Here is a 14,361-nt window from a genome sequence, read left to right as displayed (position 1 = left end):
TGAGTTTACTGCGAGTGGCCCGGTCAGACGACCACGATCGGGCGGCCGAACTGGGTTCGCATGCCGGGGGAGTAGAGCACCCGCAGCGGTTCCCCCGCCGTCCGCACGCCTGCGGCGGCGACCAGCTCGTCGTCGAGGTCCACCACCTGCGCTGACTGCAGCGGCCACGACTCGTGCTGGTTGGGCACCCACCACGTTCGGCCCGCCTTGCGGGTGTGCGCACCCCAGCGCGCGGTCAGCCAGGTCTCGAGCGCGGTCGGTTCGACCGTCTCGCCCGGGCGTACCGCGACGCGACTGCGCAGCCCCCGCTGCGGCCAGCGCCGGACGCTGTCGTAGGTGATCACTTCCGGTGTCCGGGTGATCCGCATCCGGGCCCAGGTGTAGGGGATTCCCATCGTGGCTCGGATCGCCGGAACCACCGCCAGCCGCGCGGTTTCCAGTGAGCGGAACAGCACGCCGTGGCGGCCCGCATCGTCGACGGAGTACAGCCGCACGTTCGTCTCGGCGAACGCGCCGAAGTACGGCATCGCAGGGCCAGCACCAACTTTCGTGTGCCCCATCCGGAACGGCACCAGACCCACGTAGGTCATGCCGTCGGCAGGGAAGACATCTGGGCGGCTGCCGGCGGGGTAGAGGTGTGCGACGTCAGCGGGGCGCACCGGCCAGTGCACGAACGTCAGGTCCAGCCAGCTCTGGTCGAACCACACTCGCCCACGCAGCGGCGGGGCGGCGACGGGATAGCCGGCCAGTGGGTCCGAGCCCTGCGGGCTCACTCGTATTCCAGGTCCAACACCGGCGTGGGCCGTCGGAAGCCGCGGGTGACCACCAGCAGCCACACGAATCCTATTGCCAGCCAGATCAATCCGATGGTCAGCGCCGTTCCGGACAGGCTGGTCCACAGCCACGCGGTGAGCAGGAAGCCGATCACCGGCGCGATCAGGTTCAGCAGGACGTTGCGTTCCCGCATGTCGACGAAGTAGTGCTTGATGACTGATAGGTTCACCACGGAGAAGGCCACCAGAGCACCGAAACTGACGACCGAGGCGAGTATCGTCAGATCGATCCAGATGGCGAGCAGCGAAATGACGCTGACCGTGAGGATGGCGTAGACCGGTGTGCTGTATTTGGCGGACACATGGCCGAACACCTTGCGCGGCAGGATGCCGTCGCGGCCCATCGCGAACAGGATGCGGGCCACGGACGCCTGCGAGGTCAACGCCGAACCGAGCGCGCCGGCCACATAAGCCGCGGTGAAGAACGTGTTGACGAACGCGCCGCCCGCGGCCAGCATCACGTCCGTCGAACCGGTGTCCACGTCGGCGAACTTGTTGGACGGGAACACCAGCTGCGACACGTAGGACAGCAGGATGAAGATGATCCCCGAGACGATGGTCGCGATCATGATGGCCTGCGGCACCGTGCGTTTGGCGTCGCGAGCCTCCTCGGACAGCGTGGAGACCGCGTCGAACCCGAGGAACGACAGACACAGGATCGCCGCGCCGGCCAGTATCGGGCTCATGCCGCCCGCGGTACCGTCGCCGGTGAAGGGCGCCAGCAAGTCGACGGTTCCGTAGCCGGTGGTCTTGGCGACTGCGAGGGCGACGAACACCACGATGAAGATCGCCTGAATGGCGATGATGAGGAAGTTGGCTCGCGCGACCGACACGATGCCGATGATGTTGAGCACCGTGACGATCGCGATCGACACGACGATGATCACCCAGGCCGGCAGCGCGGGCAGCGCCGCGTTCAGGTAGAGCCCGATGACCAGATAGTTCAACATCGGCAGGAACAGGTAATCCAGCAGCAGCGACCACCCGGCCAGGAAACCGACGGGTGCGCCGAATGTGCGCTGTGTGTAGGTATAAGCCGAACCGGCCACCGGAATTGCCGCCGCCATCCGCGCGTAGGACAGCGCGGTAAACACCATCGTGATGAGCGTGACGATGTAGGCGAGAGGCAGCCGGCCGCCCGAGGTTTCGGTGACGATGCCGTAGGTGGTGAACACCGTCAGCGGCACCATGTACACCAGGCCGAAGAGCACCAGTGACGGCAAGCCCAACGCGCGCTTCAGGTGTCCCTCGTGCGGGGCGGTGATGTATTCAGCGGTCATCGTCATACCCTTCCGTTATCGGCCCGGTAGGCCTGCGCACCGCGCAAGTAGGTGGCGCGGATGCCCACGCCCGGCAGATCCAGCGGCGGTGTGTTCCGCGGATCCTGGTCGAGCCATACCAGGTCGGCGCTCGCACCGGGAACGATGTGCCCCCAAGTGTTTTCGTCGAATGCCTGGTAGGCGACGGCATTGGTGTACGCCGACAGCGCGCGCTCGATCGGCACGATCTCGTGTGGCGTCCAGCCGCCTTCCGGCTGCCCCTCGGCGGTACGCCGCGACGTCGCCACCGCGATGCCGTCCAGCGGTGCGCCCGACGACACCGGCCAGTCCGAGCCGAAGGCCAGGGCCGCACCGGTGCGGTTCAGCGTCTGCATCTGATACTGCCGGTCGGCGCGTTCGGCGCCGAGGCGCGGGATGGTCAGCACCGTCATCAGCGCGTCCATCTGCGCCCACAGCGGTTGCATGTTGGGAATGACGTCGAGTGCGGCGAACCGCCCGATGTCGGTGTCGTCCACCAGCTGGACGTGGGCGATCACCGGTCTGCGGTCGCGAGTCCCGTTGCGCTCCTGCGCATATTCAATGGCATCGAGGGCCTGGCGGACGGCGGCGTCACCGATCGCGTGGATGTGGATCTGGAGTCCGAGCTCGTCGACGCGGCGTGCCGCCTCGGCCAGCGAATCGCCCTCCCAGTTCTGCATGCCGTGGCTGTGCAGTCCGGAGCAATAGGGCGCCAGCAGGGCACCCGTCTCGTTCTCGACGACACCGTCGGCGAAGAACTTCACCGTGTTCGCGGTCAGCAACGGCGAACCCGCCTCCTCGACCGCACGGCGGGATTCCACGAAATGCTCGATCTGCGAATCGAAGTGCCGGGGGTCGGCATACAGCGCGAGGTTGAAGCGCATCCGCAGCTTCCCCTGGCGGGCTGCCGCGACGTAGGTGGCGACGTCCCCGGGTTCGACCCAGGCGTCCTGCACCCAGGTCACGCCGCGGGCCAGGTAGTAGTCGGCCGCCGTGCCGAGCGCCTCGATACGCTGCCGCTCGTCGCGGGGCGGCATCACCGCCATCACCAGATCCGTTGCGCCCCATTCCCGTAACGTCCCCAGCACCGAGCCGTCCGGGCGCCGTGGGATCTCGCCGAGCACGGGGTCCGGGGTGTCGGCGGTGATGCCCGCGCGCTCGATCGCCGCGGTATTGCACCACAGGGTGTGGTAGTCCCAGGCCCGCAGCACCACCGGCCGGTCCGGGACGGCCGCGTCCAGCCACCGAGCATCGAACAGCCCGCCTTCGGCCAGGCTGCCGTCGTAAGAGGCGCCCACGATCCATTCCTCGTCGGGGTGTTCCTCGGCGTAAACCTTGACCGCCGTGACGATCTCGTCGATGGTTCCGCAGCTGCGCACCGGCGGACCGACCGCTTCGAGTCCGCCGTACAACGGATGAGCGTGCCCGTCCCCGAAGGACGGCATCAGGAACCCGCCGTCGAGGCCGACATGCTTGCAATCCAGTCCGGCGGCCAGCTCGCGGGCCGCCGCACCCAGCGCGCGCACGACGCCGTCGGTCACCAGGAGTGCGTCGGACTCTTCGCCCGCGCCGGTCCAGACCACACCGCCGGAGAACAGCGTCGAGCTCACTTGACCACCGCCGTCGCGGCATGGCCGGCGCCGTAGGGCTCGTCGACCGCGACCGGACGGGTCAGCGCGGCATAGGTGTCGGGGCGGCGGGTCAGCAGGAAGGGGAAGAGCTCCAACCAATCTCGACGCTGGTCGAGGTCGAGATCGGCAACGAGAACCGCTTCCTCGTCGCGCGGTGCCTGAACCAGCACCCGCCCGTAGGGGTCGGAGATGAACGACGACCCGTAGAACGTCACCGTTCCCTCGTCGCCGACACGGTTGGGCACCACCATGAACAGTCCGCTGTTGATGCCGTTCGCGACGATGACCTGCTGCCACAGCGGCCGGGTGTCGAAGTCGGGAAAGACCGGTTCGGACCCGATGGCGGTGGGGTAGACGACGATCTCCGCGCCGCCCAGCGAGTAGTTGCGGGCGACCTCCGGAAACCATTCGTCCCAACAGGTCGGCATGCCGATGCGGGCGTCGAGACCCTCGGGGTTATAGACGGGATACGGGTCGGCATCGGGGCCGGGCCGAAAGTAGGTGTCCTCGTAGTAGCCGGCTGAGATCGGGATGTGCAGCTTGCGGGTCCGTCCCACGAGGTCACCGGCGGGGGAGACCAGGATCGACGTGTTGTAGCCGAGGCCGTCATGCTCGTCGGGAGTGCGCTCGTAGAGCGAGGCATGCACGAAGATTTCGTTGGCCCGCGCCGCACTTGCGGCCAATTCGAAGGTCGGCCCGTTCTCCAGGTCCTCGGCCAGTGCCGCCGGGTTGGCACCCGCCGGGGTGTCGGCCGGGTACCGCAGCAGGGTGATCTCGGGCAGAAAGACCACTGCGGCCCCTTCACTTGCCGCGGTGTCGATGCCGGCGCGCAGGGCAGCGACGAGTTCCCGACGATCGGGCCGCCACCGATGCTGCACCAAACCGACCCGCAGCGGCGGGCGCTGGGATGGGGCCGAGCGAGACAGCGGCTCGAGCGCCGATGCGGTCAGGGTGATCATCGAACTCCCATAACGAATCTCTTTCGTTTTAGTGTGAACTGGCTCATACTTCTTCGCAAGAGGAAGAGAGATCTTCATGGGTCGCCCCCCGACACCACTGCTGTCCACCGACCGGATCGCGTCGGCCGCGCTGGACTTGGTGGGCTCGACCGGGGGCTTCACCATGCCCGATCTGGCCAAGAAGCTGCAGGTCAGCCCGTCGTCGCTGTACAACCATGTGTCGGGCCGCGACCAGATCGTGGAGCTGCTGCGGGAGCGGGCGATGTCGGAGGTGCAGCTGCCCGACGACGAACCGAACCGCCCGTGGGCCGACGCGGTCGCCGACATCCTGCGCTCGTACCGGCGCAGCTACGCCCGGTATCCGCGGCTCATCCCGCTGTTGACCGCCTACGCCGTGAACAGCAGCCACGCCATCCGGATGTACAACGTGCTGGCGGTCACCCTGCAGCGCGCCGGCTTCGACCCGGCCGATACCTTGCGGGCAATCACCTTGATGGATTGTTTCGTCCTGGGGTCGGCGCTGGATCTGGCCGCGCCGGAAGAACCGTGGGAATCTGGTGCCGAGGTGGGTCCGGAACTGGCGGCGGCACTGGCCACCGGCGGAGCCAAGCCCGGGCGGGCGGACGACGCGTTCGAGTATGGGTTGGCGGTGCTGTTGCGCGGACTCACACCAGATAGATGACGAGCACCGTCGTGATCAGCACACCCAGCCAGGCGTCGGTAGCCCCCTTGAGCCACCGGGGTGCAGCGCGCACCTCCATGAACTGACGGATGATCAGGCGGGCTTTGACCGCCGCCAGCGCCAGCACCACACAGGTCACCACCACGCTGGCCGACGCGACCCCGTGCGCGTGCGCAGGTGCCAGCCACCACGATCCGATGGTGATGGCCATCAGCGCCAGCCAGGTCCAGGTCACCGTGCGCTCTCCTGACACGCCATCACCTCATCACGTACACGAGGGCGAAGATGATCACCCACAGCAGATCGACCATGTGCCAATAGGTTGCGCCCGCCTCCACCATCCACGGTCGCCGACGTCCCGGATTGCGCAGTTCGCGCACGAGCGCGCCCAGCACGATGAGCCCGATCAGGACGTGCACGACGTGCACCCCGGTGATGACGTAGTAGAAGGAGTAGAACATCTGCGAATTGGTCTGGCCTGCAGTGATTTCCCGGAACCACTCGTAGCATTTCACCGCCACGAAAGCCGCCCCGCACACACCGCCGCCCCACAGCAGCCGGACCGCCCGGTCGGCGTCACCGCCCCGCGCAGCTAGCACGGCTCGCGCGACGAACCACGAACTGGTCAGCAGGATCATGGTGTTGACCACGCCGATGGTGATGTCCAGATGCTGTTGAGCGGCCAGGAATTCCGCGCGGCTCATCGACCGGTAGATCATGAAGACCACGAAATAGCCGGAGAAGATGACCAGGTCGCCGAGGACCATCACCCACATGTGCGTGTCACCGGGCAGATGAGCGGCGCGGCGGTGCTCCGAAACTGTCACGATCCGCTCCTAATCCAGTGCCGGCTCGTCGGCGGGCTCACGTGCGGCGGCGTTGCGCAGCAAGATGATCAATGCGACCAGCCAGATGGAGAACACCACGACCGCCCACCAGAATGCGATCGATCCGTTCCAGGCAAACGGCCCCGACGGGAACACGAACATCTGGGTGGCGATCACCTCGGTGATGATCTGCCAGATCGACACGTAGGCAAACCATTTGGGGAATATTTCATTGCGGTCGTAGAGAATCGCGATCGCCAGCACCAGGTAGGCCGCCGAGAAGCAGCCCAATGAGCCGTTGTACGAGAGCATTCCGACGTCATAGAGCAGGCTGATCAACGCGGGGTCGCGGTCGGGCCGGAATGCCGCGGTGAGGAAGCACACCGTCACCAACAGGAAGCCGGGTAGCGCCCCGACACTCATCCCGCCGATGTAGCCATAGGCGAATACCGAACCCACCGACATCCGCTTCATCTGGTAGGCCACCAGACCGTTGGTCATCGCGGCCCCGCCGAGCAACACCAGCAGGACCGTGAAGCCGATCTGGATCGTCAGGTGATGTTGAGTGAAGAATGCGACCTTGTCTGTGGCGGTGACGTCGGGCCGCGGCGGCGGAGTGACCCGCGTCAGCACACAGATGATGACGCCGAACACCGAATACCACACCGGGAAGAACCAGGTCATCCACCAGACATCGCGCTTACCGCCGTCAGCTGTCGTCGGCGAAATACCGCCGGGAGCAAGCACACTCACGCAGCGACCACACCGTCGTCGATCGCCTGCCGGTACACCGCCCGGCGTAGGACGAAGAACATGACGACGACGAACGCCACGTACGCACCGTTGCGCACCCAGAACGACCACACCCCATCCCACGCCAACGGTCCGGTCTGAAAGATCGCCGCACCAGCCGCGGGCACCATCGCGGCGGCGACCACCAGCGAGAAGTGGCCCACCCACCTCGGGAAGACCGGGTCGGTGCTGCTGTCGAAGTACACCGCCAACGCGAGCAGGACGAACTGCGAGACGACCATGCCGACCGGCGCGATGAAGACAATCCACGCCAAATCGTTGAGCAGCTGGATCAATTCGGGATCACGCTCGGGTCGGAACGCCGCCACCAGGAAGAAGATGTTGGACAGCGCGAAAATGGTGGCCCCGCTGACCACGGCCGTCAGGAAGCAGTAGGCGAAGACGTGGCTTTGGCCCTTCATGCGTTTCATCTGCACGACGATCACCATCAGCAGCGGCACGATCATGATGCCACACAGGTTGAACGTCACCTGGCTCAGTCGTATCCACGCGGTGTGCTCGGCGTAGAACGCTGCGACCTCACCGGCGGTCATCGTCGGCGACATCGGCGGCCAGAAACCGGGGAAGGCCCCCGCTGCGGCCAGCAGAACTACGCCGACGATCGGCCCCGTCCACAAGCTCACCCACTGCGCCTTGATGTTTCCCGCCTTCGGCAGGTCTTGCGCCTGCTCGAGGATCTGCATCGTCGTCCTCCGAACTGAGTCCACTCAGGTTGCGGTCACACGGTAACATTTTCTGAGTGGAGTCAGTTCTGTGTTGACCGACAAGCCGGTCCGTAAGGGCGTTCAGACGCGCGAGCGCCTACTCGCCGCGGCGCTCGAGGAGTTCAAGCGCGCGGGGATGGCGGGAGCGGACACCGCGGCGATCGCCTCGGCCGCCGGAGTCGCCCACGCCACGTTCTTCTTTCACTTCCCGACCAAGGAACATGTGCTGCTCGAGCTGGAGAAAAGGGAAGAAGATCGGATGGCCGACGAACTCACCCGTTCGTTCGCCAAGCCCCACACCGTGCGCGACACCCTCGCCGAATGCTTCCGGGTGCTGGAGAAGCTGGAACGTCGGCTGGGCAACCGGCTGTTCAAAGACTTTCTGGCGCTGCACTTCTCGACGAGCCGGCCGCCGGCGGAAGAGTTGCAGAACCATCCGGTGATCGTCGCCGTCGTCGAGGAGCTCGCGCGGGCCCGGGATCGCGGTGAGATTCCTGCCGACGTCGATGTCATGCACAACGGGGTGTCATTCCTCGTCGGGCTCTACGCCCTGCTGATCACGATTCCCGAGTCCCGCAAGATACGTCGGCCCGTCATCGACGAATACCTGACAACGTACATGTACGGGCTGCGGGCTATTGCGCCCTAAGCCTTGCCCGTGCGTTCGCGGTGCTTGCAACCCGGCCAGCAGCAGGGTCGACGCATACCCTCTTCCAGCTCTTCCTGGGTGCGGCGGATGCGACGCTCGCGCGTCTTCTCCTGCTTGGCGTCTTCGACCCAGCAGATGAACTCGTTGCGGGCCAGGGGAGTGATGTCCTGCCACGCCGCCAGCGCCGTGTCGTTGTTGAGCAGCGCCGATCGCAGGTCGGCCGGAAGTTCGTGCACCACCCCACCGGGTACCGATTTCGTGCTCATTCAAATAGGTTAGCCAGTCCTGAACCAGAACGAGTGACACGGGGGCGTTCCAGATACCGTATGCAGGATCTATTTTCTATGGGCGTTGATAATCCGCCTCGTCGCCGATTTGCTCGGGCTACCGTGAAGGCCATGCGGGGAGGTACGGCACGGTGACTGACGAGCGGAATGCGCAGACGCGGGGGCCGTTCGCCCGATGGTGGCAACAGCCCGACCAGTTCGACTGGCTCACCGGCTACCTTCGCGCCCGCGGATTGGAACGGCCCACCAAGCTTCTGATGGCTCTCATCTCCGCCGCGCTGATGCTGATGGCCGTCGCGACGTTGACGATGCACAACGTGAACTGGCTCGTCCGGGCGACGTTCAGCATCGCCGCGGTGGTCATCGGACTGGGCTACGCCACGCTGTGGTTGCGCGGCTGGCCGACACAACGGCAGTCCCTCGTGATGTCCTGGCTCGGCGGCGGCATCATCGCGGTGGGCTGCCTCATGCAGCCGCTACCCATGCTCGCGCTGATGGGCTGTGCCGCCACCGCCATCCTCGGGGGATACGCGGCGTTCTTCCACAACACCAAGGCGATCGCCGTCATCGTGGCGGTCGGGACCGCCGCCAGCGTGGTGTGTGCGATTCGAGTGGCCGAGACAGACGGCTGGGTGGCGGCTACCGCCGGCTTGTGGTTGGTCATCGAGCTGACCCTCGCCGTCCCACTGGCGATCCAGGCCGTTGTGCGCACGCTCGGCGCCGATGTGGTGCGCTCGGATCAAGACCCACTGACCGGTGTGCTCAACCGGCGGGCCTTCTACGAGCGGGCGTCGACGCTTCTCACCTCACCCGGTGACGATCTGCATCTGATCGTCGTGATGATCGACCTGGACAAGTTCAAGAAACTCAACGACGCGTACGGCCACCTCGCCGGCGATCAAGCCCTGACCGCTGTCGGCTGGGCACTACGCGAAACCAGCACGAGCTCAGCGATCGTCGGGCGATTCGGCGGCGAGGAGTTCATCGTCATCGACGCCATGCCCGCCGAAGAGGCCGAACACCTGCCGACCCAGCTGTGCATGTCCATCGCCGCGCTGCCGCAACCGGTGACCGCCAGTGTCGGCGCCGCCATCGTGCGGTGGGACAGCGGTGCGGCGATGGACGATCTGATCCGGGCCGCCGATGCGGCCATGTACGCGGCCAAGCGCGCAGGCGGCAACCAAACCCGGATCAGCCGGCCCGCCCGCGTCGACCGCTGAGCACGAGTAATAAACGTCTTCGACGCGAACGCCACCTGCGCTGTTCGAGTTTCACGTTGTGCAGCGCCACACTCGAACTTTCGCTGCGAAACGTGAAATTCGAGAGGGTTATTTGCGGAGAGCGTGCCAACGCAAAGAGGTCGACCGGGCTCACCTGGGTGACCTATGGTCGACGCTGTGGCGAGTTCGAGCAGGCGGCGGCCATCCCTACGAGCGCTGATCTTCTGCTGCGTCGGCGTCATCACGTTGGTCTTCGTCGCCACGATGACCGCCTCTATCGTGGGTCGGATGTCCGTCGGGCACGCTCTGCACAATCTCGGTGACGGCCTCATCCCGATCAGAAGCCAGAGTTATGAACTGAGTCGCGCGTTCGTCGACCAGGAGACGGGGCAGCGGGCATATCTGTTGACCGGCAACCCAATCGCACTCGAACTCTTCGAATCGGGCACCGCGACCGTGAACCGACTGGTGCCCCAACTCCGACGTGAGATCGCCGGCGCGCCGTACGCGGATAACCTTCAGACGATCTTCGCCGAGATGCTGGCCGCAGCCGCGGTCTGGAAGGGTCGGGCCGCCGATCCGCAAATCGCCGCACTACGAACCGGATCGGTCTCCCGCGCGCAGCTCGACCAGATGGTCATGGACGCGAAGACTTTGTTCGACCCGCTGCGAGGGCGATTCCGTGCTCTCAACGTTCAACTCGACACACTGATCACCCAGGAGATCGACCACATTCGCTCGGTGCTGCGAACGGCGAACAACAGCCAGTGGGTTGCGCTGGTCATTCTGGCCGCGAGCATCATCGGCTGCATCGTCGTCGTGCAGCGGATGCTCACCCATCCCGTCTCGCGGCTGGTGCGTTCGGTCCGTGCCGTGGCCGACGGCGATTACGACCAGCCCATCGGCCGCGGCGGTCCCCGCGAGTTCGCCGAGATATCGGCGGCAGTGGACGACATGCGCAACCGGCTTCGAGAACTTGCGCGCTTCGACAGCGTCACCGGGTTGGTCAACCGGGCAGAGACGATGGCGCGCCTGGATGCCGCTCTGAACGAAACCGGCTCGCGACTGGGCGTCCTGTACTGCGATATCGACCACTTCAAACAGATCAACGACACCTGGGGTCATGCCGTCGGCGACGCCGTGCTGTCGACGATCGCGGCCCGGATGCGCGAGTGCGTCCACCTCGACGACACGGTCGGGCGAATTGGCGGCGACGAGATCCTCATCCTGTTGCCGGGTGTCAACAGCACCGAAGACGCCATCGCGGTGGGTGAACGGATCCGCGCCCTGGCCGCAGAACCGATCCATCAGTTCGGGTTGACGATCAACACGACCCTGAGCATCGGCGCCACCTCATCGGCACCTGGTGAGGCGAGTGCTGCGGTCACAGCCCGGGCCGACGCCGCGATGTATCAAGCCAAGCAGGCCGGCCGCAATGCCGTCGCCGGTCTCGACGCGAACGTAGGAGTCGGCACTTCGACGCCCAACGGGCACAATTGATTCCGCAATTAGAACAGGACTTCCGGAAGGAAGGGGTCGACATGCTTCGCTGGGGAGCGTTGCCGACCCGTCATGCCGACCAGTACGACTGGATCAGCATCTATTTGCACGACCGGGGCGAGCAAGGACTCTGGCGAACGCTGATCTCCACCTCGACGCTGGTCTTGGCTGCGTCAACCGCGCTGATGATCAAGAGTCCGCAAGGGCCCCGGGGACCGGTCCCGATCACCGTCTGTGTCGTCGCGGCTGCGGTTGCGCTGGCGGCGGCGGTGCCGTTCCTGCTGCATTGGCCCACGCGCCGGCAGTCACTGCTGTTCTCCTTCGCGTCCACCGTGACCATCGCCGCCGCGGCACTGTCCTACTCGAATGCCTACGTCGGGCTGATGGGGTGCGCGACGTTCGCCGTGATCGGCGGCTTCGTCGCCTATTTCCATACCGTCCGCGAGGTCTTGGCCAACGGCGCGGTGGCTGCGGTCTGCGTGGTGGTCCTCGCCTGGCGCCTCGTTGCCTCGACGGGCGACATCTATCTGACGGCCGCGGCACTGGCGATCGTGGCGACGCTGAACGTCGGCCTGCCGTTCGGTCTCTTGTCGCTCGCCCAGACGCTGCGCGTCGACCTGCGCAGCTCGGGGCGGGATCCACTGACCGGATTGCACAACCGGCGGTCGTTTCACCAGTCGGCCTACGAGTTGATCATGCGCCACGACCCGCCGGGCAGCGACCTGCTGGTCATCGTGATCGACCTGGACCGCTTCAAGAAGCTCAACGACGCCGCGGGCCATGCGGCCGGTGACGCCGCGCTGATCAGGATCAGCGGTGCGTTGGCCGACAATTGTGGTTTCTCCGCGATCATCGGCAGATCCGGCGGCGAGGAGTTCGTCATCGCCGACGTCGACCACCCCGACCCCCGGGAGGTCCTCGCAGAGCGGCTGCGGCAAGCGATCGCCGAGCTGCCGATACCGGTGACGGCGAGCATCGGTACCGCTTCCGCCTCGTTGGACAGCGGCTCCCATCGGAATCTGCGACTACTCGACGACCTCATCGAGGCGGCCGACGCCGCGATGTACTCGGCCAAGCGCGCCGGCGGAAACCAAGTTCAGCACGCGTCGCTCTGATGTCTTCCAACGAAAAATCCCCGGCCGGAAGCCGGGGATTTTTCTCCACATTGTGGGCGAAGGGGGACTTGAACCCCCACGTCCCGAAGGACACTGGCACCTGAAGCCAGCGCGTCTGCCATTCCGCCACTCGCCCGAAACAACCGGGGGAGCGTATCACGGTCGAGGGGGTGAACCTCAACTCGCGCCCACGGCTCACACCAGCCTAGCGGCCGCCGTCACAGTCCCGTCGACGAGGCTCTGACCTGGTGTAACGCGATTCTCAGAATTCTCATGGTGACGGCGCCTCGACCTGGGCCGATACCATCAAGGTGAACAAGCGTCGACCAACACGCGCGTGTCCTCGAGCTAGGCGGTGAGATGAGTAACCAGAGAGGTCTGGTTCAACGCATCGAGCGCAGACTCGAGAACACCGTGGGTGACGCGTTCGCCCGGGTGTTCGGCGGATCGATTGTCCCCGCGGAGGTGGAAGCCGCGCTGCGGCGGGAAGCCTCTGCAGGTGTGCAGACCCTGCCGGGCGACAAATTTTTGGCCCCCAACGAGTACGTCATTACCCTCAGTGCATCTGACTTCGCGAAGGTCAGCGCCGATCGTGATCTCACCACGGACACTTTTGCCAAACACTTGGGCGGCTACATCCGTGAACAGGGATGGCAAACGTATGGTGAGCTGGTCGTCAGGTTCGAGCAGTCGCCGAATCTGCACACCGGCCAGTACCGTGCGCGCGGCGTCGTCAATCCTGACGTCGACCCCCACCCGTCCCGCGCCACAACCGCCCCGCCAGAATCGAACCAGGCGTACACCGCAGAACCAGGAGTACCAGCGATGAGCAACGACCCCACCTACCGAGGCGACCAGGGTCAGGGGCGGCCCGGCGACGACTACTACGACGAGCGCTACCCGCGCCCGCAGGACGAGCAGCGCGGCGCCCCCGAGCAGCGCGGCCCCTATCCGCCTGAGCAGGGTGGCTACGGCCCCCCGCCCAATGAGGGCTACGGCCAGCGGCCGAGTTATCCCGACCAGGGTGGCTACGGCGGCGGAGGCTACGGCCAGGGATACGAGCAGCGACCCCCGGCCGGCGGCTACGGCGGCCAAGGCTACGACCAGGGTCAGGGTTACGACCAGGGCTACCGTCAGGGCCCGCCGCCCGGATATGGCGGCCAGGGCTACGGCCCGCCGCAGGGTGGCGGCTACGCCCCGCAGGGACCGCCGCCCAGCGACTACGACTACGGCCGCGGGCCGGGCCGGCACGAGGACGGCGGCTACGGCCGGCCCGAGCCTCGCCCCGCCTACCCCGACCAGGGTGGGTACGAGCAGCAGGGCTATGGCCAGCCCGGTGGCGGCTACGGCCGCCAGGAGTACGGCCAGCCGGACTACGGTCAGCCGGCTGGCCGCGGCTACGAACAGGGCGGGTATGAGCAGGGCGGGCGTGACTACGACTACGGCCAGCCCGCCGGTGGCGGCTACGGCGGATACGCCCAGCCGCCCGCCCAGGGCGAGTACCCGTCGGCCGGGCATGCGGTCACCCTGCAGCTCGACGACGGCAGCGGACGCACCTACCAGCTGCGCGAAGGCGCCAACGTCATCGGCCGCGGCCAGGACGCCCAGTTCCGGCTGCCCGACACCGGTGTCTCGCGCCGGCATCTGGAGATCCGGTGGGACGGCCAGGTCGCGCTGCTGTCGGACCTGAACTCCACCAACGGGACCACGGTGAACAACGCCCCGGTGCAGGAGTGGCAGCTGGCCGACGGAGACGTCATCCGGCTGGGTCACTCCGAGATCATCGTCCGCGTTCACTGAGGTCGGCGGGGGTCACAGCTTGGTTGACGCGGAGTGGCTTCAC

15 protein-coding genes and 1 tRNA gene are annotated in these 14,361 nt (G+C 66.2%); 6 read left to right on the top strand and 10 right to left on the bottom strand.

The genetic code is table 11. From position 1 onward, the window contains the following. Positions 1-23: 23 nt before the first annotated feature. The 4 genes from K0O64_RS00200 to K0O64_RS00185 are packed head-to-tail and all read right to left on the bottom strand — an operon-like array spanning position 24 to position 4,721. A complete protein-coding gene (locus tag K0O64_RS00200; RefSeq protein WP_225933582.1) occupies positions 24-773 on the bottom strand; it encodes a YqjF family protein in 750 nt (249 codons plus the stop codon). After that, positions 770-2,119: an APC family permease gene (locus K0O64_RS00195; RefSeq protein ID WP_217353548.1), complete on the bottom strand. Its 1,350-nt coding sequence runs from the start codon at positions 2,117-2,119 to the stop codon at positions 770-772. The genes K0O64_RS00200 and K0O64_RS00195 overlap by 4 nt, the downstream gene beginning before the upstream one ends. Continuing rightward, positions 2,116-3,741: an amidohydrolase gene (locus K0O64_RS00190; RefSeq protein WP_096309470.1), complete on the bottom strand. Its 1,626-nt coding sequence runs from the start codon at positions 3,739-3,741 to the stop codon at positions 2,116-2,118. The genes K0O64_RS00195 and K0O64_RS00190 overlap by 4 nt, the downstream gene beginning before the upstream one ends. Continuing rightward, a complete protein-coding gene (locus K0O64_RS00185; RefSeq protein ID WP_071948306.1) occupies positions 3,738-4,721 on the bottom strand; it encodes a nitrilase-related carbon-nitrogen hydrolase in 984 nt (327 codons plus the stop codon). The genes K0O64_RS00190 and K0O64_RS00185 overlap by 4 nt, the downstream gene beginning before the upstream one ends. A gap of 76 nt (positions 4,722-4,797) precedes the next feature. On the opposite strand from K0O64_RS00185, the gene K0O64_RS00180 reads away from it, so the two are divergent. Then, positions 4,798-5,403, top strand: coding sequence for a TetR/AcrR family transcriptional regulator (locus tag K0O64_RS00180; RefSeq protein WP_071948307.1), 606 nt, complete (start codon positions 4,798-4,800; stop codon positions 5,401-5,403). Here the strand turns inward: K0O64_RS00180 and K0O64_RS00175 are convergent. Genes K0O64_RS00175 through K0O64_RS00160 form a run of 4 tightly spaced genes read right to left on the bottom strand, consistent with a single transcriptional unit; the run spans position 5,387 to position 7,726 of the window. Next, positions 5,387-5,656 carry a cytochrome C oxidase subunit IV family protein gene (locus K0O64_RS00175; RefSeq protein WP_071948308.1) on the bottom strand — a complete coding sequence of 90 codons (270 nt, stop codon included), beginning with the start codon at positions 5,654-5,656 and terminating at the stop codon, positions 5,387-5,389. The genes K0O64_RS00180 and K0O64_RS00175 overlap by 17 nt on opposite strands. Positions 5,657-5,660: 4 nt before the next feature. Beyond that, on the bottom strand, positions 5,661-6,179 hold the full coding sequence (locus tag K0O64_RS00170) for a cytochrome c oxidase subunit 3 (protein ID WP_096312623.1): 519 nt from the start codon (positions 6,177-6,179) through the stop codon (positions 5,661-5,663). A gap of 60 nt (positions 6,180-6,239) precedes the next feature. After that, the gene (locus tag K0O64_RS00165; RefSeq protein ID WP_096309469.1) at positions 6,240-6,983 is read right to left on the bottom strand and encodes a hypothetical protein; all 744 of its coding nucleotides are present in this window, start codon (positions 6,981-6,983) and stop codon (positions 6,240-6,242) included. Further along, a complete protein-coding gene (locus K0O64_RS00160; RefSeq protein ID WP_096309468.1) occupies positions 6,980-7,726 on the bottom strand; it encodes a hypothetical protein in 747 nt (248 codons plus the stop codon). The genes K0O64_RS00165 and K0O64_RS00160 overlap by 4 nt, the downstream gene beginning before the upstream one ends. A 70-nt stretch (positions 7,727-7,796) precedes the next feature. On the opposite strand from K0O64_RS00160, the gene K0O64_RS00155 reads away from it, so the two are divergent. Further along, positions 7,797-8,396 (top strand): TetR/AcrR family transcriptional regulator, encoded by a 600-nt coding sequence (locus K0O64_RS00155; RefSeq protein ID WP_096309467.1) that lies wholly within the window; start codon positions 7,797-7,799, stop codon positions 8,394-8,396. On the opposite strand, the gene K0O64_RS00150 is transcribed toward K0O64_RS00155, so the two are convergent. Continuing rightward, a complete protein-coding gene (locus tag K0O64_RS00150) occupies positions 8,393-8,662 on the bottom strand; it encodes a YdeI/OmpD-associated family protein (RefSeq protein ID WP_096309466.1) in 270 nt (89 codons plus the stop codon). The genes K0O64_RS00155 and K0O64_RS00150 overlap by 4 nt on opposite strands. Before the next feature lie 152 nt (positions 8,663-8,814). On the opposite strand from K0O64_RS00150, the gene K0O64_RS00145 reads away from it, so the two are divergent. From K0O64_RS00145 to K0O64_RS00135, 3 genes are all read left to right on the top strand, one after another. Beyond that, entirely contained in the window at positions 8,815-9,903 is a 1,089-nt protein-coding gene (locus K0O64_RS00145; RefSeq protein ID WP_071948314.1) for a GGDEF domain-containing protein, read from the top strand. A gap of 288 nt (positions 9,904-10,191) precedes the next feature. Then, positions 10,192-11,403, top strand: coding sequence for a diguanylate cyclase domain-containing protein (locus K0O64_RS00140; RefSeq protein ID WP_225933581.1), 1,212 nt, complete (start codon positions 10,192-10,194; stop codon positions 11,401-11,403). A 41-nt stretch (positions 11,404-11,444) separates the two neighbouring features. Continuing rightward, the gene (locus K0O64_RS00135) at positions 11,445-12,518 is read left to right on the top strand and encodes a GGDEF domain-containing protein (protein ID WP_096309465.1); all 1,074 of its coding nucleotides are present in this window, start codon (positions 11,445-11,447) and stop codon (positions 12,516-12,518) included. Between the two features lie 53 nt (positions 12,519-12,571). On the opposite strand, the gene K0O64_RS00130 is transcribed toward K0O64_RS00135, so the two are convergent. Continuing rightward, positions 12,572-12,654, bottom strand: a tRNA-Leu gene (locus tag K0O64_RS00130). Positions 12,655-12,878: 224 nt separating this feature from the next. On the opposite strand from K0O64_RS00130, the gene K0O64_RS00125 reads away from it, so the two are divergent. Continuing rightward, entirely contained in the window at positions 12,879-14,318 is a 1,440-nt protein-coding gene (locus K0O64_RS00125) for an FHA domain-containing protein (protein ID WP_096309464.1), read from the top strand. The last annotated feature ends 43 nt before the right edge of the window (positions 14,319-14,361 follow it).

This window comes from Mycolicibacterium pallens, from assembly GCF_019456675.1.
Taxonomy (GTDB): Bacteria; Actinomycetota; Actinomycetes; order Mycobacteriales; family Mycobacteriaceae; genus Mycobacterium; species Mycobacterium crocinum.
The sequence above is the reverse complement of the archived record's forward strand: the minus strand, read 5'-3'. Positions and strand labels throughout refer to the sequence as shown.

Bases quoted from the DNA above. Each gene is read 5' to 3' on its own strand.
- K0O64_RS00195 (WP_217353548.1), bottom strand. From the start codon at position 2,119: ATGACGATGACCGCTGAATACATCACCGCCCCGCACGAGGGACACCTG.
- K0O64_RS00185 (WP_071948306.1), bottom strand. From the start codon at position 4,721: ATGATCACCCTGACCGCATCGGCGCTCGAGCCGCTGTCTCGCTCGGCC.
- K0O64_RS00180 (WP_071948307.1), top strand. From the start codon at position 4,798: ATGGGTCGCCCCCCGACACCACTGCTGTCCACCGACCGGATCGCGTCG.
- K0O64_RS00170 (WP_096312623.1), bottom strand. From the start codon at position 6,179: ATGTGGGTGATGGTCCTCGGCGACCTGGTCATCTTCTCCGGCTATTTC.
- K0O64_RS00160 (WP_096309468.1), bottom strand. From the start codon at position 7,726: ATGCAGATCCTCGAGCAGGCGCAAGACCTGCCGAAGGCGGGAAACATC.
- K0O64_RS00150 (WP_096309466.1), bottom strand. From the start codon at position 8,662: ATGAGCACGAAATCGGTACCCGGTGGGGTGGTGCACGAACTTCCGGCC.
- K0O64_RS00140 (WP_225933581.1), top strand. From the start codon at position 10,192: ATGTCCGTCGGGCACGCTCTGCACAATCTCGGTGACGGCCTCATCCCG.
- K0O64_RS00135 (WP_096309465.1), top strand. From the start codon at position 11,445: ATGCTTCGCTGGGGAGCGTTGCCGACCCGTCATGCCGACCAGTACGAC.
- K0O64_RS00125 (WP_096309464.1), top strand. From the start codon at position 12,879: ATGAGTAACCAGAGAGGTCTGGTTCAACGCATCGAGCGCAGACTCGAG.